The sequence below is a fragment of the Streptomyces sp. NPDC002133 genome, from assembly GCF_040296405.1.
In the GTDB taxonomy this organism is placed as follows: domain Bacteria; phylum Actinomycetota; class Actinomycetes; order Streptomycetales; family Streptomycetaceae; genus Streptomyces.
Genome location: NZ_JBEOXF010000002.1, coordinates 121,036 through 146,343 on the forward strand (window position 1 = coordinate 121,036; position 25,308 = coordinate 146,343).

Below are 25,308 nucleotides of genomic sequence, written 5' to 3' on the forward strand. Positions count from 1 at the left end.
CTTCCGCACGAGACGCCATCTGGGGGGCTTTGACCTATGGACCCGATGAACCGGGGGCCGGAAGAAAACGGCCACGACAACGACCGCTTCGACGACGCCGAGCGCGAGCACGACCGCGCCGGCGCCGGCCCGCAGCGCCCGCCGCGCGACGCGGTGCCTCCCGAGTTCGCCCAGAAGACACCCGCGCTCGCGCGCACCGCCCGTCTCGTCTCCGGCGACCTCCTGCTCACCGTCAACCCCGTCGACGGCAGCGAGATAGAGCCCTGCCCGCCGGGACAGCAGCCCACCGCGCCGACCCGGCACAACACCAGGGAGCGCGAGGAGCTGCGGCGCGCCGCCCAGCCGCCGGTGCCGCCGGGGCCCGCAGCACCTCCGCTGCCGATCCTGGAGCGCGACGAGGAGCGTGAGCGGCTCGTACGGCTGCTCGGGCGTGGCCGCTCGGTCCGGCTGACCGGGCCCGCGGGTTCCGGCCGTACCACCCTTCTTGACATCGTTTCCGGCGACTGCGCGGACCTCGCACCCGACGGCGTCGTGCGCCTCTCCGGCTACCACCGCACGCCCACCGAGCTGCTGTACGAGCTCTTCGCCACCGTGCACAGCGCGCCGCAGCACCGACCCGACCGGGCCCGGCTGCTCGAACTGGTCCGTGGGATCGGTGCCGTCGTCGTCGTCGACGACCTCGAATTCGGCGGCAGCGCGCTCGACGAACTGCTCGGCGCGACGCCCGAATGCGCCTTCCTGCTCGCCGCGGCGCCCGATGTCAGCGCGCCGTCGCCGGACTCCCATCTCGAAGAGGTGTTCCTCAAGGGGCTGAGCCGCAGCGCCGCGCTCCAACTGCTGGAGCGGGCCGTGGAGCGGCCGCTCACGGACGACGAGGCGAACTGGGCCGGCGACCTCTGGTTCGAGTCCGAGGGACTGCCGCTGCGCTTCGTGCAGGCGGGAGCGCTGCTGCGGCAGCGCGACGCGCTGCGCGTTCCGGACACGGAGAGGGACGAGGACGAGGACGGCGAGAACGTCTTCGCCGACAGCCACGACGCCCCGCTGCCCACGCTGGGGGAGGGGGCGGCGCCTGCGGCGCTCCTCGCGTCCCGGCTCAGCGAGTCCGCGCGCGACGCCCTCCGGTTCGCCGTCGCGCTCGGCGGCGAAGTGCCGCACCAGGCCCATCTGCCGGCGCTCGTCGGTGACACCCATGCCGATGCCGCGCTCGGCGAGCTGACGGGCTGTGGGCTGCTCACGCCCGTCGGTTCCCGCTACCGGCTCGCGGCAGGCGTCGCCGCGCAGCTGGAGGCCGCGGGATACGGCGAGGCCGCGCTCGACCGCGCCCACACCGCCGCCCAGCACTACGCCTGGTGGGCCGGCCACCCCTCGGTCTCGCCGCCGCGGGCCTCGGCCGAGGCGGATGCCGTCCTCGCCGCGCTGGCCGCGATCGCGCCGGGGCGCGAGGCGGGGCACCCGAGCGCCGCTGTCCTGCTCGCACGCAGCGCGGCTCCCGCGTTCGCGGCGGGGCTGCACTGGGCCGCCTGGGAGCGGGTCCTGCGGAGCGGTCAGGAGGCGGCCCGCGTCGCGGGCGAGGTCGCCGAGGAGGCGTACTTCCACCACGAGCTCGGCGTGCTCGCGCTGTGTGCGGGGAACCTGGACCGGGCGCGCGCCGAGCTGGAGGCGTCCATCGCGCTGCGCGGCGCACTCGCCGACAAGCGCGGAACGGTCGCCGGGCGGCGGGCCCTTGCGCTCGTATCCGACCGCGCGGGAGGCCTCGCAGCCGACGGGCGCTCACCCGCGGGCGAGGAGGTGCCGGCCGCGCGCCACGAGGAGTCGGCGTCCCTGTCCGGGGGCATCCCGGCGGTGGTCCCGCAGGAGGAGCCACTCGTCACCCGTCGCGACACCACCCCGGCCTCGCTGATCGCCAATGTCCGCCGCACGATCCTGACGGGGGCACGCCGCAACATGGTCGCCGCCGGCGCGGGAGCGCTGCTGGCCGCGGTCCTGGGCACGGTGGTGACCCTGGGCGCGACGTCCAACCCCGAAGACCCCGCGGACCGGGTGACGAACGAGCAGTCGGCGAACGAGGACGACGGCGGGGACGGCCTCAACGCCGACGAGCCCACCGAGGACTCCACGCGCCGCCCCGACACGAAGGACAGCGACGCGCCCGAACCGGACGACCCGGACCCGACGGGAGATGCGCGACCGGGCGAGAGCGGTTCGGCGGGCGAACCGTCCGCGCCGGGCGGCGACGGGTCGACGACGGGAGGCGGCTCGGGCACGTCGGGCACGACGGGCTCGACCACGGGCGGGTCCTCGACGTCGTCGGGCGGCAGTTCGTCGTCGACGGGCGGCGGCAGTTCGTCGCCGAGTCCCTCGACCAGTGGCAGTTCGTCGCCCAGCCCTTCGACCAGTGGCAGTTCGTCGCCGAGTCCCTCGACCAGTGGCAGTTCGTCGCCGACGACCACGGGTGCGACGACTTCGTCCACCGGCACGACGTCCACGGGCGGCACCACGACGAACGGAACCGGCGGCGGTACGACGACGGGCGGCACCGAGGGCGGCACATCGGACGGCGCGGGCGGCGGCACGACGTCGGGCGGCACGACCACGAGCAGCTCACCGGCCTGACCGGCGGTTGTCCACTACCCCGCCCCCGCTCCCTCGGCGCGGGTGGGGAGCGGCCACCGGGCTGACATCCGTGGCGGCCCCGGAGGCTGTGCGAGGGCTCTGCCCCAGCACCCCCCGGGGCGGGCAGCGGTTCGCGGCCTGATGGTCTCGACCCTCGACCGGGCGGGGGACTGAGGGCTCCGCCGCCCCGTACCCACGGGGGCGGACGAGTCGTTCACGAGGGCTGCTCCCAGCCCCGTGAGGGCTGCGGGAGCATTGCCCCGCGCGGCCGGACCCCCTGGTTCGTCGGCAGTCGTCCCCAGAGCTTCGCCCGGCAGGTGCCCCAGGATGCCCTGAGGGCGAAGTCCTGCGGAGGTGGGGTACCTCTCATGCCCGAAGGGCTGTGGGGGGTGGGCGCGGACCGCCCATCGGTCCCAGACGGGCACGCGCACCCGGAGGCGTCAGGGCCACTCGTCGGTCCGTGCGGGCCGTGCGCCCCCGGGTTCTGACGGGGGTACCCGTCAGAACAGGCGCAGCTTGTCGTCCTCGATGCCGCGGAGGGCGTCGTAGTCCAGGACCACACAGCCGATGCCGCGGTCCGTCGCCAGCACCCGGGCCTGAGGCTTGATCTCCTGCGCGGCGAAGACACCGCGGACCGGGGCGAGATGAGGGTCCCGGTTCAGCAGCTCCAGGTAGCGCGTGAGCTGCTCGACACCGTCGATCTCACCGCGCCGCTTGATCTCGACCGCCACCGTCGCACCGTCGGCGTCGCGGCACAGGATGTCCACCGGGCCGATCGCTGTGGGGTATTCGCGGCGGATCAGGCTGTAGCCGTTGCCGAGTGTCTCGATCCGGTCCGCCAGGAGCTCCTGGAGGTGTGCTTCCACGCCGTCCTTGATGAGGCCCGGGTCGACGCCCAGTTCGTGGGACGAGTCGTGGAGGACTTCCTCCATCGTGATGATCAGTTTCTCGCCCGCCTTGTTCACCACGGTCCAGACGTTGTCGTCCCCCTCCTTCAGCGTGCAGGGAGGGGACATCCAGTTCAGCGGTTTGTACGCCCGGTCGTCTGCGTGGATGGAGACACTGCCGTCGGCCTTGACCAGGATCAGCCGGGGGGCGGAGGGCAGGTGGGCGGTGAGCCGGCCCGCGTAATCCACGGAACAGCGGGCGATGACGAGACGCATGGTCCGCAACGCTACTCGACGGACCGGGGTCCGCGCGATTCGCGCCTTCGTACGCGACCGACCTTGGCCGAGACCCTTCGGGTCGCCCCTCTTGTCCGCAATCGTTATTGGCCGGTTGTGTTCCCATTCTCCTGGTGCCGACCAGACAGCACGCCTAACGTGGAAGCAGGAGGTTGTCGGCCGTGCACTCTGCGTCGTCGTGATCGACGCTGCTCAGTCATGCGCCGTCGTCCTCTTTCCCTGCCCGTAAGGCCCCGGTCTCCCCGGGGTCGCGAGAGGAGAACCCATGTCGCTCGACGTCTCACCGGCGCTGTTGGAACAGGCCGAGCGAGGCGAGGTCGACGAAGCTGAATTCGTCGACTGCGTCCGGACCTCCCTGCCCTACGCATGGGAGATGATCAGTTCTCTGGTGGCTCAGCTGAAGGTGGACGGCGGGGACTTCGCCGACAACCAGACGCCGCCGCCGGACGAGCAGGCACGTGGTCAGCTGTTGCGCGCGCTCGCGAGTGACGCCATCCGGGGGGCCCTGCAGCGGCACTTCGGTGTACGGCTCGCATTCCAGAACTGCCACCGCGTCGCGGTGTTCCCGCTGGACCCCTCGGTGGACGAGCGGCTCGCCCGCTTCACTTCCGTACGGGCCCAGCTGCTCAATCAGTCGCCCGAACTGCGCGACTGCTGATGTCTTTTGCTGCCGCTCCGCATCACCGGAACCATCCACTTGAGCACGGATGCCGGGGCGGCAGCCTTCGCCGGAACGACGGGCCGGCGCGGGGGGTGCGGGCCGTACGAGACGTGCGGCCCGCACGCTCAGAACAGCTGCGGCAGCACCTCGGCGCCCAGCCGCCGGACATTCTCCTCCGTCGCGGCCAGATCGCCGGAGCCCTCGACGAGCAGCGCGAAGCGCGTGATGCCCGTACGCTCCGAGGTCGCCGCGAGCCGGTCGGCCGCCAGCCGGGGCGGGCCCACCGGATGCAGCCCGCACAGCAGCTCCGTGTACGCCACGGGGTCGCGCATCGAGCGCAGGCGTCCGTCGACCGTGACATGGGCGTCGAGGCCCTTCTTCAGCCAGCCCGGCATCGCCTTGACCAGGGTCTCCTCGGCCTCCGCGCGGCCGTCGGCGATCTGGGCCACACCGGCCGACACATGCCCGGCACCCGCGACGAGGTCCGGCGGGTGGCCCGCGCCGAGCGCGTGCCTGCGCCACAGCGCGACCATCTCCGCCTTGTCCTCGTCGCCGCAGTGCATACCGAGGAGCATCGGCAGCCCGCGCTCGGCGGCGAGCCTGACGCTCGCGGGGGACGTGCAGGCCACGATGACCTCCGGGCCCTCGGCACTTCCGTCGAGCAGCTCGTCCGCCCTTGGTACGACGGCGACTTCACGGAATCGGAAGCGTTCGCCCTCGGCCGACACCCGGGGTTCGCGCAGCCACCGCAGCAGCAGGTCCAGCGATTCGGGGAACCCCTTCTCGTACGCCGCGAGCCCGGAGCCGAAGACCTCCAGATCGACCCATGGCCCGCCACGGCCCACCCCGAGGGAGAACCGCCCTCCGGAGGTGAGATGCAGCAGCGCCGCCTGCTCGCCGAGTGCGACGGGATGGGCGGTCGGCAGGACGCTCACCGCTGTGCCCACCCGGATCCGCTCGGTGCGACCGAGCAGAAGCGCGGCAAGGGTCACGGCCGACGGGCACACCCCATACGGTACGAAGTGGTGCTCGGCCAGCCAGACCGAGTCGAGTCCGGCCGCCTCCGCGGCCTCGGCGGACCGCACCGCCCGGTGCAGCGCCTCCCCCTGGCCCTGGCCCGGGAACTGGGCCGCCAGTACAAAAGCTCCAACGCGCATCGTCTTCTGCCTCCTTGCGGCCGACGCGGCACTCCCCCACACAGGCAACAACGTCTGACACGTGCCAAAGGCACGGCCGCGCGAGAAGTTGTTGCGATTTTCCGGTAACTGGCCCCTGTGGGTGCCGGAGTACCGCCGGGTGCAGGACGCCTACCCACGACCGGGGCCCGTAGGCTTGAGGGGAATCTGTCCGGTCCGCCGCCCCGTGAGGTGTCACGTGTCCCCGCGCCGCAACCGCCCCCGTGGCGGCGAGAAGCCGACCGATCGCGCGAGCCGGGGGTCCCTCCCAGGCGAAGCTCTGGGGGCGGGCGACCGCTACGGAGGCGTGCAGCGGACCGAGAGCTGGCAGGGCGAGGACTGGGCGGTACGCCATGTCGCCGGGGCGAGCTCCGTCGGCAAGCGCTACCGCTGCCCGGGCTGCGACCAGGAGATCGCGTCCGGTATGCCACATGTGGTGGCCTGGCCGGAGCACGGCGGCGTCGACGACCGGCGCCACTGGCACAAGGCGTGCTGGAACGCGAAGGACCGCCGCACCTCGCGGGTGCAGCGGTCCCGTAACGCGCCCAGGTACTGAGCCGGATCAGTCGCTCAGGCGCCGCTCGGACAGCGCCGGCCGTCGCTCAGACGTCGCGCTGGTGGAGCGTGAGGTACGCGCCGCCCATCGCGACCGCCGTCACCCCGAGCATGATCAGCAGGGGCTCCCAGCCCGAGGGGCCGCTCGTGCCCGTCGCGGATTCGCCGTAGAGAGCGATGATCTCGCTCGGGATCGAGTACTCCAGCAGGGCTTCCTGGAGCCCCGCCAGCGACTCGGAGAACATGAACATGGCGGCCACCAGCGGCAGCAGCATCAGCCCGATCATGATCGTGATCGCGCCGGCCGAGTGACGGATCATCGCCCCGACGGCGAGCGCCAGCAGCCCGAGCAGGGCGAGGAACAGTCCGATGCCGACGGTCGCGCGCAGCCAGTCCGAGCCCGACGCGGGAGAGGCGTCCACGAGTGCCGTCTGGAGGGCGGCGACGAGCGTGGCGGTCACCGTGGTGATCGTGAAGACCAGCACGAAGAAGACGATCGCCTTGGCGGTCAGGACCCTGGCGCGGCTCGGGCACGCCGTCAGCGTCGTACGGATCATGCCCGTGCCGTACTCGGAAGCGATCGTCAGCACGCCGAGGGTGATGACACAGATCGATCCGAGGAGCACACCGAAGAAGCCGAGGGTGAGAGCCGACTCACCCTGTGTGTCGACACCGGAGGCCGCGACGATCGCGGCGATGGCCGAACCGATGCCGACCATGAGCACGATCATGACGCCGAGCGTCCACATCGTGGAGCGCACGGAACGGATCTTGGTCCACTCGGAGGCGAGGGCGTCACCCAGGTGGGCCCTGCGCACCGGGATCGGCGAGGCGTAGGCGGCGTCCGGCTGCTCGTAGGAGGTGGGGGCGGTCATCGGGCGTCCTCGGGCTCGTTCGGGTCGTCTGCGGGCGCGGGTGCGGGCGCTGCGGGCGCGGACCGGACCGTGGCCGCCACGGGCCCGGCCGAGTGGGGCTGCGCGGGCGGCGGCGGGGCGTACCAGCCCTGCTGCGGCACGTCGGGGATGACGGCATGCTGCAGCGGCGGGGCGTACCCCACCGGCGGTTCCTGCATCAGCCCGGACTTCTGGTCGTCCGTCGAGCGGTAGTCAACGGCGCCCTGCGTCATTCGCATGTACGCCTCCTCGAGCGAGGCCTGGTGCGGCGACAGCTCCCAGAGCCGGACATCGGCCTCATGAGCCAGATCACTGATCCGGGGCAGAGTGAGACCGGTCACCCGCAGTGCCCCGTCCTGCTCCGGCATGACCTGCCCGCCCGCCTCGGTGAGGACGGCCGTGAGCTTCTCCCGCTGCTGGGGATCGGGCTGCGGCGTACGCACCCGGGCGAAGCCGGCCGAGTTGGCCGCGATGAAGTCCTTGACGCTCATGTCGGCGAGCAGCCGGCCCCGCCCGATCACGATCAGACGGTCCGCGGTGAGCGCCATCTCGCTCATCAGATGCGAGGACACGAAGACCGTACGGCCCTCGGCCGCCAGCGACTTCATCAGATTGCGCACCCACAGGATGCCCTCGGGGTCGAGACCGTTGACCGGCTCGTCGAAGAGCAGCACCTTCGGGTCGCCGAGCAGCGCGGCGGCGATGCCGAGCCGCTGCCCCATGCCCAGCGAGAAGCCGCTGGAGCGGCGCTTCGCGACGTCCTGCAGCCCCACGACACCGAGCACCTCGTCCACCCGGCGGGCCGGGATGCCGGAGAGCTGTGCGAGCGACAGCAGGTGGTTTCGCGCGCTCCGCCCGCCGTGCACGGCCTTGGCGTCCAGCAGCGCGCCCACCTGCCGGGGTGCGTTCGGCAGCTGCCGGAACGGGTGACCGCCGACCGTGACATGTCCGGAAGTCGGCTGGTCGAGGCCGAGGATCATGCGCATGGTCGTCGACTTGCCGGAGCCGTTGGGTCCGAGGAAGCCGGTGACGGCACCGGGCCGCACATGGAAGGAAAGGTTGTCCACGGCCGTCTTGGCGCCGTAGCGCTTCGTCAGGCCGACTGCCTCGATCATTCTCCAGCCCCATCGACAGGTCAGGTCGTCGGGGCACGGACCGAACAGGACCGCACGCCCCCGTAAGAGTTAGGAGGATATCCAGCCCTTGACGGTTCCGGCCAAGACGAGCGAATGCGTCATGCGTCTCGCTTCTTGATGACCGCGTAACCGCCGAGCAGCGCCACAGCCACCCAGATCAGCATGATGCCGAGGCCGCCCCACGGGCCGTACGGCGCCGGGTCGCTGTTCATGGCGTCCGGGACCACCTGCATGATCTTCGCTCCGGCCTGGTCCGGGAAGTACCGGGCGACGTCCTTCGCGTAGGGCACGGCCGACAGGATCTGCGAGACCAGGAAGAAGAACGGCATCAGGATGCCGAGCGACAGCATCGAGCTGCGCAGCATCGCCGCGACGCCCATCGAGAAGATCGCGATCAGGCCCATGTAGAGCCCGGCGCCGATCACGGCGCGCAGGACGTTCTCCTCGCCGATGGTCGTGCCGTAATCGCCGAGCAGGGCCTGTCCGAGGAAGAAGGAGAGGAAGCTCGTCGCCATCCCCACCACCAGCGCCAGCAGTCCGGCGACCGCGATCTTGCTGAAGAGGAACGTGGCGCGCTGCGGTACGGCCGCCAGCGACGTACGGATCATTCCGGAGCTGTACTCCGTGCCGACCACGAGCACGCCGAAGACGACCATCGCGAGCTGGCCCAGCACCATGCCGGAGAAGCTGATCAGCGTCGGGTCGAAGGTGGCCCGCTCCGGTTCCGGCAGATCGTCGAAGGTCGCGGACATCAGTGCGCAGAGCGCTGCACTGAGGGCGACCGTCACGACGAACGCGCTCACGAGGGTCCAGGTGGTGGAGGAGACCGTACGGATCTTGGTCCACTCGGACTGGAGGACGGCGGGTACCGATGCCATGGGTCAGGCTCCCTCGTTGCGCGGGGCCCACTGCGGGGCGGTCGTTCCGGTGTCGGTGGAGTGCGCGTGGTACTCGACCGCGCCCGCCGTCATCTGCATGAAGGCCTCCTCCAGCGAGGCTCGCTGGGCGCTCAGTTCATGCAGCACGACGCGGTGCTCGGCGGCCAGCTCACCGATCTGCTCGGTGGTGGCGCCGTCGATCTCCAGGGTGCCGTTGCCCGACTCGACAGCGGTCAGACCCTCCTTGTGGAGGACATCGCGCAGCCGCTCCTGCTGCGGGGAGCGGAGCCGCACATAACTGCGTGAGTTCTGGTGGATGAAATCGGCCATCGACGTATCCGCCAGGAGCTTGCCCTGGCCGATCACGATCAAGTGCTCGGCGGTGAGGGCCATTTCACTCATCAGATGCGAGGAGACGAAGATCGTCCGCCCCTCGGACGCGAGCAGTTTCATCAGATTGCGGATCCAGTGAATTCCCTCGGGGTCGAGACCGTTGACCGGCTCGTCGAAGAGCAGCACCCGAGGATCTCCGAGCAGCGCGGAAGCGATTCCCAGCCGCTGCCCCATGCCGAGCGAGAAACTCTTGGACTTCTTCTTCGCGACCGGCGTCAGTCCGACGAGATCGAGGACCTCGGCGACCCGCCGCTCCGGAATCCGGTTCGCCTGCGCGAGGCAGAGCAGGTTGTTGTACGCACTGCGGCCGCCGTGCATCGCCTTGGCGTCCAGCAGCGCGCCGATGTACTTGAGCGGTTCACTGAGGTCCCGGTAGTGCTTGCCGTCGATCCGGACCGTGCCGCTGGTGGGATTGTCCAGGTCCAGCATCATCCGCATGGTCGTCGACTTGCCCGCGCCGTTGGGCCCGAGGAAGCCGGTCACGACGCCGGGGCGCACCTGGAACGAGAGGTGGTCGACCGCGACCTTGGCGCCGAAGCGCTTGGTGAGACCCTCGAGCTCGATCATGCGTTCACGCTACGGGCGGGGGGTGTCCGCCGCCACCGCTTTCGGTTACCAGGTGCTGATGACGGCGGACACCGCTGGTGTGCCGACGGGTCCGTACGACGGGCACGCACGGGCAACGGCAGCCGCAGACACCGGCAACGGCACCCGCGAACGCAAACGCCCGTGCCCGGCGCCGTGAAGGCACCGGGCACGGGCGACGCGTACCGCCTGCGCGGGAAGGCGACTAGCGGGTCTGCTGGGCCGGCACGCCCCGCGAGATCGGCTCGTCGTCCGCGGGCGAACCCGCGGCGGCGACCGCCGCACCCGTCAGCGTCGCGAGCATCTCGCGGACGTTGGTCAGCTGCGCGTTGATCGAGTCGCGACGGTTCGTCAGCGCCGCCAGCTCGCGCTCCGATTCCGAGCGGATCCGGTCCGCCTTCGCGTTCGCGTCCGCGACGATGTCCTCGGCCTGACGCTGCGCGGTCTCCACCGTCTGGCGCGCGCGGCGCTCCGCGTCCGTGCGCAGCTTCTCCGCCTCCAGGCGCAGCTGCTCCGCGCGGTGCTCGATCTCCGCCAGCCGCTTCTCGGCCTTCGCCTGACGCGACGCCAGGTCACGCTCGGACTGCTCGCGGCGCTTGGCCAGGTTCGTCTCGAAGTCGGCCGCCGCCTGCGCGGCCTTCGCGCGGGTCTCCTCGAAGAGCGCGTCCGCCTCCTCGCGCTTCGACTGCGCGTCCTTCTGCGCGTCGGCGCGCAGGGAGTTCGCCTCGCTCTGGGCCTTATCGACGATCCGGACGCCCTCGTCCTCGGCCTTCTGCTTGCGCTCGGAAGCGAACGCCTCCGCGTCGTTGCGCACCTGCTGGGCCGCCGACTCGGCGAGCTCGCGGTGCTGCTCGGCGGCGCGACGGGCCTCCTCGCGCAGGTCCTTCGCCTCCTCCTCGGCGAGGCGGAGGATCTTCTCGACACGTGCACCGAGTCCGGCGTACGACGGCTCCGCGTCGTTGACCTGGGCCTGGGCATTCTGCGTCTCGAGATGGAGCTCCTCGATGCGCTTTTCCAGAGAGTTGATCCGTGCAAGAGCACTGTCACGATCGGCGACGAGTTTGGTAATGCGGTCATCCACCTGACCGCGGTCGTACCCACGCCGCACGAGCTCGAAGCCGAAGGGGGAGGAAGTGTCGCTCATGGGGTTCCTGTCGAATGAGACCGGTGAGGTGTTAGGGGGAATCCTAGGCGCCGAAGCGGCGTGTCATCGAGCGGATGCCCGTTTGATATGGAGAATGTCCAGCCTTTTGAGTGGCTAGCCCTCGGAAGGCTTGCTACTCGAACGTGTAATCCCTGCTGCCGCGCCCGCCTTGACCCCGCCCGCGCCGGAGCCGCCCCCGGCTCCGCCCTTGCCGGTGGGCGCCTCGAACGACTCCAACGCCTCCAGCACGTCCTGGACACGGGAGATCTCCGCCTGGATGTCCTCGCGTCTGCGCACGAGCACATCGAGCTCCCGCTTGCCGTCCGCGATCATGCGGTCGGCCTCGCGGTCCGCCTCCGCCTTCACCTGCTCGGCGGCGCGGGTCAGCTCGGCCTTCTTCTGCTCGGCCTCCTTGAGGAGCGCCTCGGCCTTCTTCACCGCGGCGATCCGCACCTTGCCGGCCTCCGAATTGGCGTCGGACACGAGCTCCTTCGCCTTCGCGTCGGCCTCGGCCTGCTGTTCGTTCGCGGCCTTGATCAGCTGGTCGCAGCGTTCGCCCGCGGCCTTCATCTGCTCGGCGGACTCCCGGCGGGCCCGCTCGTGCAGCACCTCGATCTCGCTCTCGACACGGGCGCGCAGCTCCTCCGCGCGCTCCCGGATGGCGGTCGCGTCGCTGCGCGCCCCCACCAGCAGTTCGTCGGCGTCCGTGCGGGCCTTCTCCACCAGGGAGTTGCCCTCGACGGTCGCCTCGGCGACCAGCCGCTCGGCCTCCTTGCGGGCTGCGCCCACCATCGTGTCGGCCTGCTCCTCGGCCTCGGTGGTGGCGCGCAGCGCCTCCTCCTGGGCCTTGGCCATGAGCTGGTCCGCCTGCCCGGCGGCGTCCGCACGCCTCTTCGCCGCGTCCCCACGGGCCGCGTCGAGCGTACGGTCCGCCTCGTCCCGGGCCTCGGCGCGCATCTGCTCCGCCGCGCTCTCGGCGTCGGCGCGCACCCGCTCCGCCTCGGCCCGGATGCGCTCCGCGGCCTGCTGGGCGGAGCCGACGGTCTCGGCCGCCTCGGCACGGATCCGCTCGGCCTCGGCGGTCCCCTCCGCGATGAGCTGGTCGGCCTGCTCGGCCGCGTCGCCACGGCGCTTGTCGGCGGCCTGCCGGGCCTCGTCCAGCATCTGCTCGGCGTCGGAGCGGGCGGCCGCACGCAGGCCCTCGGCCTCCGCCTCGCCGTCCATCTTGACCTGCTCGGCCTCGGTGCGCAGCCGCGCCGCGTCCTGCTCGGTCTCCGACAGCAGCTCCGCCGCCTCGGTCGTGAGCCGGTCGGCCTGCGCCGCTGCTTCGGAGCGGATGCGGTTGGCGTCCTCGCGGGCCTCCGCACGGGTCCGCGCCGCGTCCTGCTCCGCGGAGGCGACCGAGTCCGACGCCTCCGTACGCATCCGCTGGACGTACTCCGCGGTGTCCGAACGCAGCCGATCCGACTCCTCGATGGCCTCGTTCATGGTCCGCTCGGCCAGCGACCTGGCGGCCTCCGACTCCTCGTCGGCGCGGGCCCGGATCCGGTTCGCGTCCTCGGTGGAGCGCTCCCGCTCCGCGTAGGCGTCGGCTCGGACCCGGTCCGCCTCCTCCTGCGCCTCGGTCCTCGTACGCTCCGCGGCGTGCTCGGCGGCGCTGCGCAGCCCGGCGATCTCCTGCTCGGCCTGCTCCTGGAGGCCAGACACGGAGTCGCGCACCTGCTGGGCGGTCTGCTCGGCGGCCGACACCATCTCGGTGGCCCGCCGGTCCGCCTCCTCGACCAGGCGCTGCGCCTCGGCCTGCGCCTCCTCGACCCGCTTGCGGGCGGAGGCCAGCAGTTCCTCGCTCTGCTCGCGGGCCCGCTCGCGCTCCTGGTCCGCCTCCGTACGGGCAGAGGTGAGGATCTCCTCGGCCTCGCGGCGACGCCGGTTCGCCTCCTCCTGCGCGGCGGCCAGCGCCTCGGTGGCCTCCTGGCCGACGCGCTCGGCGGCGGCCGCGGCCTCGCCGCGGACCCGGTCCGCGCTCTCCTGCGCCTCGGTCCTCAGCCGCTCCGCCTCGGTGGCGGCCTCGGTCTGCAGCCGTACGGCGACGGCTTCGCCCTCGGCACGCGAGGCCGAAGAGTCCGCGGCCGCCTCGTCGCGCAGCCGCTGGGCCTCCTGCTCGGCCTGAGCCTGGAGCGTACGGATCCGCTCGGCGGCCTCGCTGCGCAGCCGTTCGGTCTCCTCCGCGGTCTCCCTCCGGAGCCGCTCGCTCTCCGTGCGGGCCTCGGACAGCGCCTGCTCGGCGGAGACGACCCGGGTCTCCGCCTCCGTGTGCAGCCGGGTCAGCTCCTCGTCGGCCTCCCGGCGGCGGGCGACGGCGGCGCGCGCCGCTTCCTCGCGCGTCTCACGTGCCGCGGACTCCGCCTCGGCACGGGTGTGATCGGCCTGCTCCTCGGCCTCGGCGCGCAGCCGGTCCGCCTCGGCGCGCGTGCGCTCCAGCGTCTCCTCGGCCTGCCGGCGCAGCGTCGTCGCCCGCTCGATCGCCTCCGTACGGACCCGCTCGCCGTCCGCGGTGGCGCCTGAACGGACGTCGTCCGCGTCGGCCTTCGCCTTGGTCAGCAGCTCCTCGGCGGTCCTGGCCGCCTCCTCGATCTGCTGGACGGCCTCGCGGCGCGCCTCGCTGCGGATCCGCTCGCCCTCGCCGACGGCCTCGGAGCGCAGCTGCTCGGCCTCGCCGCGCAGCCGGCGCGCCTCCTCCTGCAGGTCGACCGTCTTGGCCCGGTACTCCTTGGTGTCGTCCTTCGCGGCGCCCTTGAGCTCCTCGGCCGTGTCATGGGCCTCGGCGCGCAGCCGGTCCGCCTCGGTCTCGGCCTCGTGGCGGATCCGCTCGGCCTCCTCGGTGGCCTTGCGCGTGGTGGCCTTGGCCTCGTCGGAGGCCTTGTTGAGGACCTCCTCGGCGGTGCGGGCGGCCTTCGCGAGCTGCGCCGCGGAGTCCTCGGCGGCGATCGTGCGGGCCTTCTCGGCGGCCTCCGCGAGGACCTTCTCCGCCTCGGCGCGGGCGTCCGCGAGCGCCTGCTCGGCCTCGGCCTTGAGGGACTCGGACTCCTTCGTGGCCTCGCCGACCAGCCGGGCGATCTCCGACCTGGCGGTGCGGGTGCGCTGCTCGTTGGCCGACTCGGCGGTCGTGAGCGTCTTGTTCGCGGCGTCCTTGGCCTCGGTGACGACCTTCTCGGCCTCCGCGCGAGCCTCGCGCAGCTTCTCCTCGGCCTCCTGGAGCCGCTGCTCGGCGGCGCGGCTGAGTTCCGACGCCTGCTGGCGGGCCTGGTCGGACTCGGCGCTGGTCGTGGAGCGCAGCTGCTCGGCGTGGGTGGTGGCCTCGTGGGCCTGCGTCGACGCGGCGTTCAGCAGCCGCTCGGCGTCCTTGCGGGCGCGCAGCAGGGTCGCTTCGGCTTCGGCGCGGGCCGACTCGGCCTCGGAGCCGAGCCGCTGGCGGGTCTCCTCGGCGACGCGGGTGGCCTCGGCGCGTGCCGCGGCCAGCGCCTGCCCGGCCTCGGTGCGCGACTCGTCGAGGAGCCGGCGGGCCTGGGACTCGGTGCGGGCCCGGAGCTGCTCGGCCCAGGCCACGTTCTCGTTGACGTGCGCCTCGACGGTCTGGCGGCGCTCGGCGAGTTCCTGGTCGAGGCGCTGGCGGCGCTGGTTGGCCTCGGCGTGCAGCTCGGCCTGGAGGCGGGCCTGGTGCTCCGCATGCTCCTGGAGGATGCGCTGCGTCTGCGCGCGGGCCTCGCGCAACTCCCGCTCGGCGTCCGAGCGGAGCTGGTCGGCCTGGGTCTGGGCGTTACGCAGCATCTGCTCGGCCTGGTAGCCGATGTCGGCGCTGTCGTACGCGGGACGGGACGCGAGAGCGCGGCGCGCCTCGTGGAGCTTGGCGCGCAACACCTCGACCTGGTATCCGAGGTCCTCGGCGTGCTGGACGGCCTTCTCCCGCTCGGTCTTCAGCCGGTCCATCTCGGCTTCGAACCGCGAGAGGTGGTCGTCGTCAGCTCGGTGGCTCTCCTGGCGTTCGTAGCCCCGCACTGCGCGGTCCCATCCGTCCCCTGGTCGCAAGTCTCTACAGTCGAGCACCGTTCGCCGGGAACGGGCCCCCCGGGGAATGGTGTCAGATCACAGTCGAGGACGTGGCGCGGCCCCGTTCCGGCCCCGGCCCGGAGCCGCCCACTCTACCGGGCCAGGAATCCGGAGGTCAGTGCTCCGCCGAGGACGGGTCGGCGGACGTGACGAGTTCCGTGAGCACACCGTGGCAGTCCTTGGGGTGCAGGAACGTGATCCGCGAGCCCATCGAACCGATGCGCGGCTCGTCGTAGAGGACCCGTACGCCCTTGTCGCGGACGGACTGCGCATCGCCGTCGACGTCGGCTGTGCCGAAGGCGATGTGGTGCACACCCTCACCGTTCTTGGCCAGCCACTTCCCGACCGCGGAGTCCTCGCGGGTGGGCTCCAGGAGCTGGAGGTACGAGGCGCCGCCGTCCGAGGTCTCATTGATCTTGAGCATGGCCTCGCGGACGCCCTGCTCCTCGTTGACCTCGGTGTGGAACACCTCGAAGCCGTACGTGGCCCGGTAGAACTCGACAGTCGTGTCGAGGTCGAAGCAGGCGATCCCGATGTGGTCGATTCGCGTCAGCATGGCTCCAGTGCAGCGCCCGGGCGATGGTTACGCAACGTGCGCGCCGTCACACCGGCTGCCCGATGACCCGGACACGAACCGCTCAGTACAGTTCAAGTAAACCCTCGTTCACTCCTCAGCCGCCGTGCTGGAAGGGGATCCCCTCTCATGTCTGGAACGAACAGCACCACCTCCGTGATCGTTGCCGGTGCCCGTACCCCCATGGGGCGGCTGCTCGGCTCGCTGAAGTCCTTCTCGGGGGCCGACCTGGGCGGCTTCGCGATCAAGGCCGCGCTGGACCGCGCCGGGATCGGCGGTGACCAGGTGCAGTACGTGATCATGGGCCAGGTGCTCCAGGCCGGGGCGGGGCAGATCCCGGCCCGCCAGGCCGCGGTCAAGGCCGGCATCCCCATGAGCGTGCCCGCGCTGACCGTCAACAAGGTGTGTCTCTCCGGCCTCGACGCGATCGCCCTGGCGGACCAGCTCATCCGTGCGGGTGAGTTCGACGTGATCGTCGCAGGTGGCCAGGAGTCCATGACGAACGCGCCGCACCTGCTGCCGAAGTCGCGCGAGGGCTTCAAGTACGGCGCGATCGAGATGCTCGACGCGATGGCGTACGACGGCCTCACCGACGCCTTCGAGGGCATCGCCATGGGCGAGTCGACCGAGAAGCACAACACCCGCCTCGGTATCGCCCGGCCCGAGCAGGACGAGATCGCCGCCCTGTCGCACCAGCGCGCCGCCGCCGCACAGAAGAACGGCCTCTTCGAGGCCGAGATCACGCCCGTCGAGATCCCGCAGCGCAAGGGCGAGCCGGTCGTCTTCAGCAAGGACGAGGGCATCCGCGCCGAGACGACGGTCGAGTCGCTCGGCAAGCTGCGCCCGGCCTTCGCGAAGGACGGCACGATCACGGCCGGTACGTCGTCGCAGATCTCCGACGGTGCCGCCGCGGTCGTCGTGATGAGCAAGGCCAAGGCCGAGGAACTCGGCCTCGAGTGGATCGCCGAGATCGGCGCGCACGGCAATGTGGCGGGCCCGGACAACTCGCTCCAGTCCCAGCCGTCCAACGCGATCGCGCACGCCCTCAAGAAGGAGGGCCTCGAGGTCTCCGACCTCGACCTGATCGAGATCAACGAGGCGTTCGCCGCGGTTGCCGTGCAGTCAATGAAGGACCTCGGGGTATCCCCCGAAAAGGTGAACGTCAACGGTGGCGCGATTGCCCTGGGGCACCCCATCGGCATGTCCGGCGCGCGGCTCGTCCTGCACCTGGCGCTGGAGCTGAAGCGGCGCGGCGGCGGGATCGGCGCGGCGGCGCTGTGCGGCGGTGGCGGTCAGGGTGACGCGCTGATCGTCCGCGTAGCGGCCAAGTAAGTCCTGTCGAGAACGGAGCACGCACGATGGTGGACGTCGCCCAGCTGGTCGCCCAGGCGCGAGAGGGCCGGCCGCGGGCCGTGGCCCGGCTGATCTCACTCGTCGAGGGGGCGTCCCCGCAGCTCCGAGAGGTCATGGCGGCACTCGCGCCGCTGACCGGCGGCGCGTACGTGGTGGGGCTGACCGGTTCGCCGGGTGTCGGCAAGTCGACGTCCACGTCCGCGCTGGTGACGGCCTACCGGCGGGCAGGGAAGCGGGTCGGCGTCCTGGCCGTCGACCCGTCCTCGCCCTTCTCGGGCGGGGCGCTGCTGGGCGACCGGGTGCGGATGTCGGAGCACGCGTCCGACCCCGGCGTCTACATCCGGTCGATGGCCACCCGCGGCCATCTCGGCGGCCTCGCCTGGGCCGCGCCCCAGGCCATCCGCGTCCTGGACGCGGCCGGCTGCGACGTGGTGCTGGTGGAGACGGTCGGCGTGGGCCAGTCGGAGGTCGAGATCGCCTCCGAGGCCGACACGTCGGTGGTGCTGCTCGCGCCCGGCATGGGCGACGGCATCCAGGCCGCGAAGGCGGGCATCCTGGAGATCGGCGACGTGTACGTCGTCAACAAGGCGGACCGCGACGGCGCCGACGCGACCGCGCGCGAGCTCAACCACATGCTCGGGCTCGGCGAGTCCCGTGCGCCGGGTGACTGGCGGCCGCCGATCGTGAAGACGGTCGCGGCGCGGAGCGAGGGCATCGACGAGGTCGTCGAGGCCCTGGAGAAGCACCGGGCGTGGATGGAGGAACACGGCGTCCTCGCGGAGAGGCGCACCCGGCGGGCCGCGCACGAGGTCGAGACGATCGCGGTCACCGCCCTGCGCGAGCGGATCGGCGACCTGCGCGGCGACCGCCGCCTGGGCGCGCTGGCGGCCCGCATCGTGGCGGGCGAACTCGACCCGTACGCGGCGGCGGACGAACTGGTGGCGGGCCTCACTTCCTGACCCCGCCGGCGTCCAGCCCCAGCCCCAGCCCCAGCCCCAGCCCCGGGTCCGGGTCCGCCGGGTCCTGGTGTGCCCGGCCGGCACCGGGTAAATCCGGCTGGGGCTGTCCGGTGTTGGTACCTGGTGGGCGCCCGGGGTGTCCGTCCTCGAGCTCTCCCTGTGCCCTGCGGCGTGGGGGACCCCCGGACGGGCTTGATGCGGCTGCTGTCGGTGGGTGGGGTCGGGGCCCCTCCGGGCTCGCCTCGTCGGAATCGGTGGGTACGGCGCCGTCCGGCACCACCGCCCGATTTCCGCGGGGGCGACCCTGCACGGCCCCGCCCCGGTCCGTTCCCGGCTGCAGGCCGGTGGTGGCAGGACCACGCCCACCGGGTCGGCCCTCACCGACAACCGCAGCCGGCGGACGCACAGGGGTGGTGTTCGGGGCACTGAAGCGTGATTCAGCGCGCGGCGCCACCGGTGACTGTGGGGTACCGGGTTGCGCGCGCCGTACATGATGCCGTCCCGGATACGAGCCCAGGAGCGGCTCCGGGACGGCAACCGATCCGGCACGGGTGACCCCGTCGCACCCAGTCCGCCATGGCTCCTCCCAGGGGAGGCTCTGGGGGAGTTCGAGGGCGGACACACCGGCCCAGCCGTCGGCAGGGGGTGCCCCCATGCCCCGGAGCCGGGGCGCGGGGGCGATGGAGGCTCCCCGTCAGACCTTGCCGCGCCGCCCGCGCAAATGGTCGGCCACCGGCTTGAGGGCCTCGCTCAGATCCGCAAGCGCCTCCGGCGACAGCAGGCCGATGAAGTGCTGGCGCACGGACTCGACGTGGTGCGGCGCGACCTTCTGCATCGTGTGAATGCCGTGGTCGGTCAGGACGGCGTACAACCCACGGCGGTCCGACTCGCAGTTCTCCCTGCGGACCAGGCCCGCGTTCTCCATGCGGGTGATCTGGTGGGAGAGCCGGCTCTTCGACTGCAGTGTGGCCGCGGCCAGGTCGCTCATGCGCATGCGCCGGTCCGCGGACTCCGAGAGATTCACGAGGATCTCGTAGTCGTTCATGGTCAGGCCGAACGGTTGCAGGTCCTTCTCCATCTGGTACGTCAACAACCTGTTGACGTCCAGATACGTGCGCCAGGCGCACTGCTCCGTATCGCTCAGCCAGCGCGTGGCCGTCTCGGTCTCCATATATGGATACTACCCTAAGAAGTTGAAAGACGGACGAAGTCATCGGGTGTGACGCCCGGCGTCCTTGCGCCCACGGTCTCCATGGTCCCCCACGCAAGGGCGCAGACGTTCGACGTCACACTCCGCAGACTACCGCTCACAGCCCGAAGCGACGCTGGAGGTCCCCAAGCTGGCCGGGAAGGCGCGGGGAGGACCCGTGCTGACCGGGTGTCGCGTGACCTCCGTGACCCCCGCCCGGCACTCCGTCCGCGTGCGGGACGGTGCCCGTCGCCTGCTCGGGCATGAGCGTCTCCGTGGACTGGAGGAGTACCGTCCCCGCGCCCACGAACTCGAACTGGTGCTCCTCGCCCGATGCCCCGCCGATCCCCGCGAGCTGTCGCAGGCCGCCCATGACGCCGCTCATGTAGCCGTGGTCGTAGTGGTGGCACGGCGACGGGCAGTCCGCCCAGCCGACCAGCGCCTGCGGGTCCACCCGGATCGGCGGCTCCATGAAGACCACCGGACCGTTCGACGCCGCCACGAACTTGCCCGTGCCGATCAGCGTCAGAAAGCCCGGCACGATCGACTGCTTCAGCGCCAGCGACGGCTGGTACGCCAGCAGGTTCCCTGACCGGATCGTCAGATTGCCGTCCTCCAGGTCGTACGAGTTCACGTCGAACGCCCGGTCGGCGAGCAGCATCTTGCCGCTGCCCTCGGCCACCACCCAGTCGCTCGCGTGCAGCGGCGAGTGGAAGCTCGTACGCATCAGCCGGTCGAGGCGGCCGTGCCCGATGCCGTTGAACTCGATCCGGCCGTAGTAGGCGATCATCTTGCCCTTCTGCAGGAACCACTGGGAGCCCTTGAGCTCCACGCAGAAGGTGTAGGCGTTGACGTTGTCGTCGCTCGGCAGGGTCATCGGGTCGAAAATCACCGGCGTGCTCACAGCTTCTCCTCCGACGCCTGGACGTACACCGCACCACTGCCGCTCAGCTCCAGCTGGAACGCCTCGCCCGAGCCGCGCCCCACCATGTCGCGCCAGCCCAGCGCGGTGGAGAGCTTGTTCCGCACGTCGCCGTGGTGCGCGACGTACGCCTGCGGGTCGACATGGACCGGCCGGCCGGGAGTGATCGGCAGCTCGATCACCCCGCCGTGCGCCATGACCGCGACCGCGCCGTGCCCCTTCAGCGTCGTGGTGAACAGGCCCTGGCCGGTGACCTGGCCGCGCACCATGCCCATGACCCCGCCCTGCGAGCCCATGAACATCGTGCCCTGCTGCAGCGTGCCGTCGAAGGCGAGCAGCCGGTCGGCCTCGACGCAGAGGGTGTCGCCGGTCAGATTGATCACCTGGATGTGGTGGCCGCCGTGGCCGAACATCACCGTGCCGCTGCCCTCGACCGTCATCAGCGGGGTCGCCTCGTCGGCCACGCGCCGGCCGATCATCGACATCAGGCCGCCCTGGCCGCCCGCCATGTTCGGCGTGAAGGACACCTCGCCCTTGTACGCGAGCATCGCGCCGCGCTGGCTGTACATCTTCTGGCCGGGGACGACCGTCGCCTCGACCACCTTCGAGTTGATCTCACGGAAGGGCATGTCACACGTCCCCTGCGATCGTGTTGCGCTCGCTCGGCTGTACGTACACGAGCCCGTCGCCCTCGAACCGGATCTGGAACGCCTCACCGCCGCCCTCGCCGAGCAGCGTGCGGAAGGTCACACCGGACTGGAAGCTCTGCTGGACGTTGCCCTGGTGCGCGATGTACGCGCCGGGGTCGACCGCGAGCGGGTACTGGGGGGTGACGCGCAGCACCACGGCAGGCCCGTCCGACATGATCGCCGCCTGGCCCGTGCCCTCGAGGGTCGTCGTGAACAGTCCGTTGCCGGTCGCGCCGCCGCGCAGGCCGGTGAAGCTGGTGCCCGTGCGCAGCCCGCCGTCCGTGCACAGGAGATTGCTCGACTCGACGTACAGCTTGTCGCCGTGCAGCGAGACGAGGTTGATCTCGGACGCGCGGTCGGCGAAGTAGCACGTGCCCTGGCCCTTCACCTCCATCATGGTCATCTGTTCGCCGGTGAGGCGGCGGGTCACCATGCCCCGGATGCCCTCACCGCCGCCGGACAGTTTCTTGAACGCCATCTGGCCGTCGTACGCGACCATCGACCCGTTCTTCGCCTTGACGGTGTCCCCGGTCATGTCGACGGCGAGCACCTTGCTGCCTTGAAGTCGGAACATTGCCACGGGGTGACGGTACTGGGCGGGGGACGTTTTGGGACAGGCCCCTCGGAACGATCCCGACCCTGACCCGACCCCGAAGCCACCCGGGTAAAGACCAGGGCAAGCGCGGTGCCACAATGGCAGCGCTTGTGCGTGCGTTCACAAGACCGCCAGCCCCTCCACCGAAGGTGCCTTTCGTGGACATCAAGACCGCCTCCTCCCTCCACCGCCTCCGACTCGTCTCCGCGCCGGAGGCCGTGTCGTTCCTCGTGCTGCTCGTCTGCTCGGTCCTCAAGCGCACGACGGAGTTCAACGCCGTCCCGGTCATGGGCGCGATCCACGGCGTGCTCTTCGTCCTGTACGTGATCTTCTGGCTGGACGCCTGGAACCGTACGAAGTGGACGTTCGGGACGGCCGCGCTCTACTTGGTCCTGTCCGTGCTGCCCTTCGGCGGCTTCGTCGCCGAGCGCAAGCTCAAGCGCGCCGCCGAGGACGCGGTCATCGCCGCCCGCGCCCGCCGCGAGGGCACGGTGAGCGCGTGATCGTCGCCTTCTCCGTCACCCCGCTGGGCGTCGGCGAGGACGTCGGCGAGTACGTCGCCGACGCCGTGCGCGTCGTCCGCGAGTCCGGGCTGCCCAATCGCACGGACGCCATGTTCACCTCCGTGGAGGGCGAGTGGGACGAGGTCATGGACGTCGTCAAGCGCGCAGTCGCCGCCGTCGAGGCCCGCGCGCCGCGCGTCTCCCTCGTCCTGAAGGCGGACATCAGGCCCGGCGTCACGGACGGGCTGACCAGCAAGGTCGAGACGGTGGAGCGCCATCTGTCCGCCTGAGCCGCAGCACCGGAGAGCCCCTGGCCCGTGGCCGGGGGCTCTTTCGTCATGCTTGATCGAGCTGGGACCGGTCGCGCAGCGAGCCGTGCGGCACCGGCTGCGGCGCACGGTCCGCCGCTGACTTCCGCAGGGTCCTCGTCTCCCGTCGGACCGAAGTTCGAGACGGGGCTGACCGGTATATGACCAGTGGGTAAGGTCGGTGCCGTGCCGAAGCCGCTCAGCCTTCCCTTCGACCCCATCGCCCGAGCCGACGAGCTCTGGCGGCAGCGTTGGGGCCCCGTGCCCTCGATGTCCGCGATCACCTCGATCATGCGGGCGCAACAGATCCTGCTCGCCGAGGTCGACGCCGTCGTCAAGCCGTACGGACTGACCTTCGCGCGGTACGAGGCGCTGGTGCTGCTCACCTTCTCCAAGGCCGGTGAGCTGCCGATGTCCAAGATCGGCGAGCGCCTGATGGTGCATCCGACGTCCGTGACGAACACGGTGGACCGCTTGGTGAGGTCCGGCCTGGTCGCCAAGCGCCCCAACCCGAACGACGGACGCGGGACCCTGGCGTCGATCACCGAGAAGGGCCGCGAGGTCGTCGAGGCGGCCACCCGCGATCTGATGGAGATGGACTTCGGGCTCGGGGCGTACGACTCCGAGGAGTGCGGGGAGATCTTCGCGCTGCTGCGGCCCCTGCGCATCGCCGCGCACGACTTCGACGAGAAGTGACCCGGTGCGGCGCGGCCCGGGCTGACGTGACCCACGTCTCCCGACCCGCCGGAAGATCGCCCAAACCGGATGGTTAACCTCGTCGGCATGAAGAAGAGCGTGCTGACCCGCTACCGGGTGATGGCCTATGTCACCGCCGTGATGCTGCTCGTGCTGTGCACCTGCATGGTGTTCAAGTACGGCTTCGACATGGGCGAGGACGTCACCTTCGCGGTCTCCCAGGCCCACGGCATCCTCTACATCATCTACCTGATCTTCGCCTTCGATCTGGGCTCCAAGGCCAAGTGGTCGTTCGGCAAGCTGCTGTGGGTGCTGCTCTCCGGGACGATCCCCTTCGCGGCTTTCCTCGTGGAGCGCAAGGTCACACGTACGGTCGAGCCGCTGGTCAGCGGGCAGGTTCCGGCGGTCGCCAAGGCATGAATCCACCGCCGTACGGGTACGTACGGCGGTTTGCCATCGACATTTACTAGGACGTCCTAGTAAATTCGAAGGTATGGACGCTGACGCCATCGAGGAGGGCCGCCGTCGCTGGCAGGCCCGGTACGACACCGCAAAGAAGCGGAACGCCGACTTCACCACGCTCTCCGGTGATCCGGTCGAGCCGGTCTACGGGCCCAGGCCCGGCGACACCTACGGGGGCTTCGAGCGGATCGGCTGGCCCGGTGAGTATCCGTTCACGCGCGGCCTGTACCCGACGGGCTACCGCGGCCGCACCTGGACCATCCGCCAGTTCGCCGGCTTCGGCAACGCCGAGCAGACCAACGAGCGGTACAAGATGATCCTGGCCGCCGGCGGCGGCGGGCTCAGTGTCGCCTTCGACATGCCGACACTGATGGGCCGCGACTCCGACGAGCCGCGCTCGCTCGGCGAGGTCGGCCACTGCGGTGTCGCCATCGACTCCGCCGCCGACATGGACGTCCTCTTCAAGGGCATCCCGCTCGGCGACGTCACCACCTCCATGACCATCAGCGGACCGGCTGTCCCGGTCTTCTGCATGTACCTCGTCGCCGCCGAGCGGCAGGGCATCGACCCGGGCGTGCTCAACGGCACGCTGCAGACGGACATCTTCAAGGAGTACATCGCGCAGAAGGAGTGGCTCTTCCAGCCCGAGCCCCATCTGCGCCTGATCGGCGACCTGATGGAGCACTGCGCCCGCTCCATCCCCGCGTACAAGCCGCTCTCCGTCTCCGGCTACCACATCCGCGAGGCGGGCGCGACGGCCGCGCAGGAGCTGGCGTACACGCTCGCTGACGGCTTCGGATACGTCGAACTCGGCCTGAGCCGGGGCCTGGACGTCGATGTCTTCGCACCCGGTCTCTCCTTCTTCTTCGACGCGCACGTCGACTTCTTCGAGGAGATCGCCAAGTTCCGTGCGGCCCGCCGCATCTGGGCGCGCTGGATGAAGGACGTGTACGGCGCGAAGACCGACAAGGCGCAGTGGCTGCGCTTCCACACCCAGACCGCCGGGGTCTCGCTGACGGCCCAGCAGCCGTACAACAACGTCGTACGGACCGCCGTGGAGGCCCTCGCGGCCGTGCTCGGCGGCACCAACTCGCTGCACACCAACGCTCTGGACGAGACCCTCGCCCTGCCGTCCGAGCAGGCCGCCGAGATCGCCCTGCGCACGCAGCAGGTGCTCATGGAGGAGACCGGCGTCGCCAACGTGGCCGACCCGCTGGGCGGTTCCTGGTACATCGAGCAGCTCACCGACCGCATCGAGGCCGACGCCGAGAAGATCTTCGACCAGATCAAGGAGCGCGGGCTGCGCGCCCACCCCGACGGGCAGCACCCCATCGGGCCGATGACGTCCGGCATTCTGCGCGGCATCGAGGACGGCTGGTTCACCGGCGAGATCGCCGAGTCGGCGTTCCGCTACCAGCAGTCGCTGGAGAAGGGCGACAAGCGGGTCGTCGGTGTCAATGTCCACCACGGCTCGGTCACCGGCGACCTGGAGATCCTCCGCGTCAGCCACGAGGTGGAGTGGGAGCAGGTCCGCATCCTCGGCGAGCGCAAGTCGCGGCGCGACGACGCGCGCGTACGGGCCTCGCTGGACGCGATGCTGGCAGCGGCCCGCGACGGTTCCAACATGATCGAGCCGATGCTCGACGCGGTGCGTGCCGAGGCGACGCTCGGCGAGATCTGCGGCGCGCTGCGGGACGAGTGGGGTACCTACACGGAGCCGCCGGGCTTCTGACC

At 71.1% G+C, this 25,308-nt stretch carries 23 protein-coding genes; 10 read left to right on the forward strand and 13 right to left on the reverse strand.

The window, feature by feature from the left end:
* The first annotated feature begins 36 nt into the window (after positions 1–36).
* The gene (locus ABT078_RS02935) at positions 37–2,613 is read left to right on the forward strand and encodes an ATP-binding protein (RefSeq protein ID WP_351223143.1); all 2,577 of its coding nucleotides are present in this window, start codon (positions 37–39) and stop codon (positions 2,611–2,613) included.
* Between the two features lie 500 nt (positions 2,614–3,113).
* Here the strand turns inward: ABT078_RS02935 and nucS are convergent, their stop codons facing one another.
* Positions 3,114–3,776, reverse strand: coding sequence for an endonuclease NucS (gene nucS, locus ABT078_RS02940; RefSeq protein ID WP_351223145.1), 663 nt, complete (start codon positions 3,774–3,776; stop codon positions 3,114–3,116).
* Positions 3,777–4,062: 286 nt separating this feature from the next.
* Between nucS and ABT078_RS02945 the strand changes: the two genes are divergently transcribed.
* A complete protein-coding gene (locus ABT078_RS02945; protein WP_351223147.1) occupies positions 4,063–4,455 on the forward strand; it encodes an SCO5389 family protein in 393 nt (130 codons plus the stop codon).
* A 128-nt stretch (positions 4,456–4,583) separates the two neighbouring features.
* Here ABT078_RS02945 and ABT078_RS02950 read toward each other — a convergent pair whose 3' ends face one another.
* A complete protein-coding gene (locus ABT078_RS02950) occupies positions 4,584–5,615 on the reverse strand; it encodes an LLM class flavin-dependent oxidoreductase (protein ID WP_351223149.1) in 1,032 nt (343 codons plus the stop codon).
* 217 nt (positions 5,616–5,832) lie between these two features.
* Between ABT078_RS02950 and ABT078_RS02955 the strand changes: the two genes are divergently transcribed.
* Positions 5,833–6,189, forward strand: a complete 357-nt coding sequence (locus ABT078_RS02955; protein ID WP_351223151.1) for an Rv1322 family protein — start codon at positions 5,833–5,835, stop codon at positions 6,187–6,189.
* A gap of 46 nt (positions 6,190–6,235) precedes the next feature.
* Here ABT078_RS02955 and ABT078_RS02960 read toward each other — a convergent pair whose 3' ends face one another.
* The 7 genes from ABT078_RS02960 to mce form a co-directional block, all read right to left on the reverse strand.
* Positions 6,236–7,063: an ABC transporter permease gene (locus tag ABT078_RS02960; protein WP_351223153.1), complete on the reverse strand. Its 828-nt coding sequence runs from the start codon at positions 7,061–7,063 to the stop codon at positions 6,236–6,238.
* Positions 7,060–8,196 carry an ABC transporter ATP-binding protein gene (locus ABT078_RS02965; RefSeq protein ID WP_351223155.1) on the reverse strand — a complete coding sequence of 379 codons (1,137 nt, stop codon included), beginning with the start codon at positions 8,194–8,196 and terminating at the stop codon, positions 7,060–7,062. The genes ABT078_RS02960 and ABT078_RS02965 overlap by 4 nt, the downstream gene beginning before the upstream one ends.
* 119 nt (positions 8,197–8,315) lie before the next feature.
* Positions 8,316–9,095, reverse strand: coding sequence for an ABC transporter permease (locus ABT078_RS02970; RefSeq protein ID WP_351223157.1), 780 nt, complete (start codon positions 9,093–9,095; stop codon positions 8,316–8,318).
* 3 nt (positions 9,096–9,098) lie between these two features.
* Positions 9,099–10,055 carry an ABC transporter ATP-binding protein gene (locus ABT078_RS02975; protein WP_351223159.1) on the reverse strand — a complete coding sequence of 319 codons (957 nt, stop codon included), beginning with the start codon at positions 10,053–10,055 and terminating at the stop codon, positions 9,099–9,101.
* Between the two features lie 223 nt (positions 10,056–10,278).
* On the reverse strand, positions 10,279–11,217 hold the full coding sequence (locus ABT078_RS02980) for a coiled-coil domain-containing protein (protein ID WP_351223161.1): 939 nt from the start codon (positions 11,215–11,217) through the stop codon (positions 10,279–10,281).
* 114 nt (positions 11,218–11,331) lie between these two features.
* Positions 11,332–15,273 (reverse strand): polarized growth protein Scy, encoded by a 3,942-nt coding sequence (gene scy / locus ABT078_RS02985; protein ID WP_351223163.1) that lies wholly within the window; start codon positions 15,271–15,273, stop codon positions 11,332–11,334.
* Between the two features lie 166 nt (positions 15,274–15,439).
* A complete protein-coding gene (gene mce, locus ABT078_RS02990; protein WP_351223165.1) occupies positions 15,440–15,880 on the reverse strand; it encodes a methylmalonyl-CoA epimerase in 441 nt (146 codons plus the stop codon).
* A gap of 147 nt (positions 15,881–16,027) precedes the next feature.
* On the opposite strand from mce, the gene ABT078_RS02995 reads away from it, so the two are divergent.
* Together ABT078_RS02995 and meaB are read left to right on the forward strand one after the other, a co-directional pair.
* Positions 16,028–17,230 carry an acetyl-CoA C-acetyltransferase gene (locus ABT078_RS02995; protein WP_351223167.1) on the forward strand — a complete coding sequence of 401 codons (1,203 nt, stop codon included), beginning with the start codon at positions 16,028–16,030 and terminating at the stop codon, positions 17,228–17,230.
* Between the two features lie 26 nt (positions 17,231–17,256).
* A complete protein-coding gene (gene meaB, locus ABT078_RS03000) occupies positions 17,257–18,210 on the forward strand; it encodes a methylmalonyl Co-A mutase-associated GTPase MeaB (protein ID WP_351223169.1) in 954 nt (317 codons plus the stop codon).
* Positions 18,211–18,904: 694 nt separating this feature from the next.
* Here the strand turns inward: meaB and ABT078_RS03005 are convergent.
* The 4 genes from ABT078_RS03005 to ABT078_RS03020 form a co-directional block, all read right to left on the reverse strand.
* Positions 18,905–19,381, reverse strand: a complete 477-nt coding sequence (locus ABT078_RS03005; protein WP_351223171.1) for a MarR family winged helix-turn-helix transcriptional regulator — start codon at positions 19,379–19,381, stop codon at positions 18,905–18,907.
* Positions 19,382–19,517: 136 nt separating this feature from the next.
* Positions 19,518–20,303, reverse strand: a complete 786-nt coding sequence (locus ABT078_RS03010) for an AIM24 family protein (RefSeq protein ID WP_351223173.1) — start codon at positions 20,301–20,303, stop codon at positions 19,518–19,520.
* Positions 20,300–20,950, reverse strand: a complete 651-nt coding sequence (locus ABT078_RS03015; RefSeq protein WP_351223175.1) for an AIM24 family protein — start codon at positions 20,948–20,950, stop codon at positions 20,300–20,302. The genes ABT078_RS03010 and ABT078_RS03015 overlap by 4 nt, the downstream gene beginning before the upstream one ends.
* Position 20,951: 1 nt before the next feature.
* Entirely contained in the window at positions 20,952–21,584 is a 633-nt protein-coding gene (locus tag ABT078_RS03020) for an AIM24 family protein (RefSeq protein WP_351223721.1), read from the reverse strand.
* 179 nt (positions 21,585–21,763) lie between these two features.
* Between ABT078_RS03020 and ABT078_RS03025 the strand changes: the two genes are divergently transcribed.
* The 5 genes from ABT078_RS03025 (at position 21,764) to icmA (ending at position 25,306) form a co-directional block, all read left to right on the forward strand.
* The gene (locus tag ABT078_RS03025; RefSeq protein WP_351223177.1) at positions 21,764–22,108 is read left to right on the forward strand and encodes a DUF3817 domain-containing protein; all 345 of its coding nucleotides are present in this window, start codon (positions 21,764–21,766) and stop codon (positions 22,106–22,108) included.
* A complete protein-coding gene (locus tag ABT078_RS03030; protein WP_351223179.1) occupies positions 22,105–22,398 on the forward strand; it encodes an MTH1187 family thiamine-binding protein in 294 nt (97 codons plus the stop codon). Before ABT078_RS03025 ends, ABT078_RS03030 begins: the two co-directional genes overlap by 4 nt.
* Before the next feature lie 204 nt (positions 22,399–22,602).
* Complete coding sequence (locus tag ABT078_RS03035; protein ID WP_351223181.1) at positions 22,603–23,112, forward strand: MarR family winged helix-turn-helix transcriptional regulator; 510 nt, start codon at positions 22,603–22,605, stop codon at positions 23,110–23,112.
* Positions 23,113–23,199: 87 nt separating this feature from the next.
* On the forward strand, positions 23,200–23,532 hold the full coding sequence (locus ABT078_RS03040) for a DUF3817 domain-containing protein (protein WP_351223183.1): 333 nt from the start codon (positions 23,200–23,202) through the stop codon (positions 23,530–23,532).
* A gap of 73 nt (positions 23,533–23,605) precedes the next feature.
* Entirely contained in the window at positions 23,606–25,306 is a 1,701-nt protein-coding gene (icmA, locus tag ABT078_RS03045) for a coenzyme B12-dependent isobutyryl-CoA mutase large subunit (protein WP_351223185.1), read from the forward strand.
* Positions 25,307–25,308 lie beyond the last annotated feature (2 nt).

Bases quoted from the DNA above. Each gene is read 5' to 3' on its own strand.
- ABT078_RS02975 (WP_351223159.1), bottom strand. From the start codon at position 10,055: ATGATCGAGCTCGAGGGTCTCACCAAGCGCTTCGGCGCCAAGGTCGCG.
- ABT078_RS02960 (WP_351223153.1), bottom strand. From the start codon at position 7,063: ATGACCGCCCCCACCTCCTACGAGCAGCCGGACGCCGCCTACGCCTCG.
- ABT078_RS02950 (WP_351223149.1), bottom strand. From the start codon at position 5,615: ATGCGCGTTGGAGCTTTTGTACTGGCGGCCCAGTTCCCGGGCCAGGGC.
- ABT078_RS03040 (WP_351223183.1), top strand. From the start codon at position 23,200: ATGAAGAAGAGCGTGCTGACCCGCTACCGGGTGATGGCCTATGTCACC.
- ABT078_RS02945 (WP_351223147.1), top strand. From the start codon at position 4,063: ATGTCGCTCGACGTCTCACCGGCGCTGTTGGAACAGGCCGAGCGAGGC.
- icmA (WP_351223185.1), top strand. From the start codon at position 23,606: ATGGACGCTGACGCCATCGAGGAGGGCCGCCGTCGCTGGCAGGCCCGG.
- meaB (WP_351223169.1), top strand. From the start codon at position 17,257: ATGGTGGACGTCGCCCAGCTGGTCGCCCAGGCGCGAGAGGGCCGGCCG.
- ABT078_RS02980 (WP_351223161.1), bottom strand. From the start codon at position 11,217: ATGAGCGACACTTCCTCCCCCTTCGGCTTCGAGCTCGTGCGGCGTGGG.
- ABT078_RS02965 (WP_351223155.1), bottom strand. From the start codon at position 8,196: ATGATCGAGGCAGTCGGCCTGACGAAGCGCTACGGCGCCAAGACGGCC.
- ABT078_RS02970 (WP_351223157.1), bottom strand. From the start codon at position 9,095: ATGGCATCGGTACCCGCCGTCCTCCAGTCCGAGTGGACCAAGATCCGT.
- ABT078_RS03005 (WP_351223171.1), bottom strand. From the start codon at position 19,381: ATGGAGACCGAGACGGCCACGCGCTGGCTGAGCGATACGGAGCAGTGC.
- ABT078_RS02935 (WP_351223143.1), top strand. From the start codon at position 37: ATGGACCCGATGAACCGGGGGCCGGAAGAAAACGGCCACGACAACGAC.
- nucS (WP_351223145.1), bottom strand. From the start codon at position 3,776: ATGCGTCTCGTCATCGCCCGCTGTTCCGTGGATTACGCGGGCCGGCTC.
- mce (WP_351223165.1), bottom strand. From the start codon at position 15,880: ATGCTGACGCGAATCGACCACATCGGGATCGCCTGCTTCGACCTCGAC.
- ABT078_RS03015 (WP_351223175.1), bottom strand. From the start codon at position 20,950: ATGCCCTTCCGTGAGATCAACTCGAAGGTGGTCGAGGCGACGGTCGTC.
- ABT078_RS03020 (WP_351223721.1), bottom strand. From the start codon at position 21,584: ATGTTCCGACTTCAAGGCAGCAAGGTGCTCGCCGTCGACATGACCGGG.
- ABT078_RS02995 (WP_351223167.1), top strand. From the start codon at position 16,028: ATGTCTGGAACGAACAGCACCACCTCCGTGATCGTTGCCGGTGCCCGT.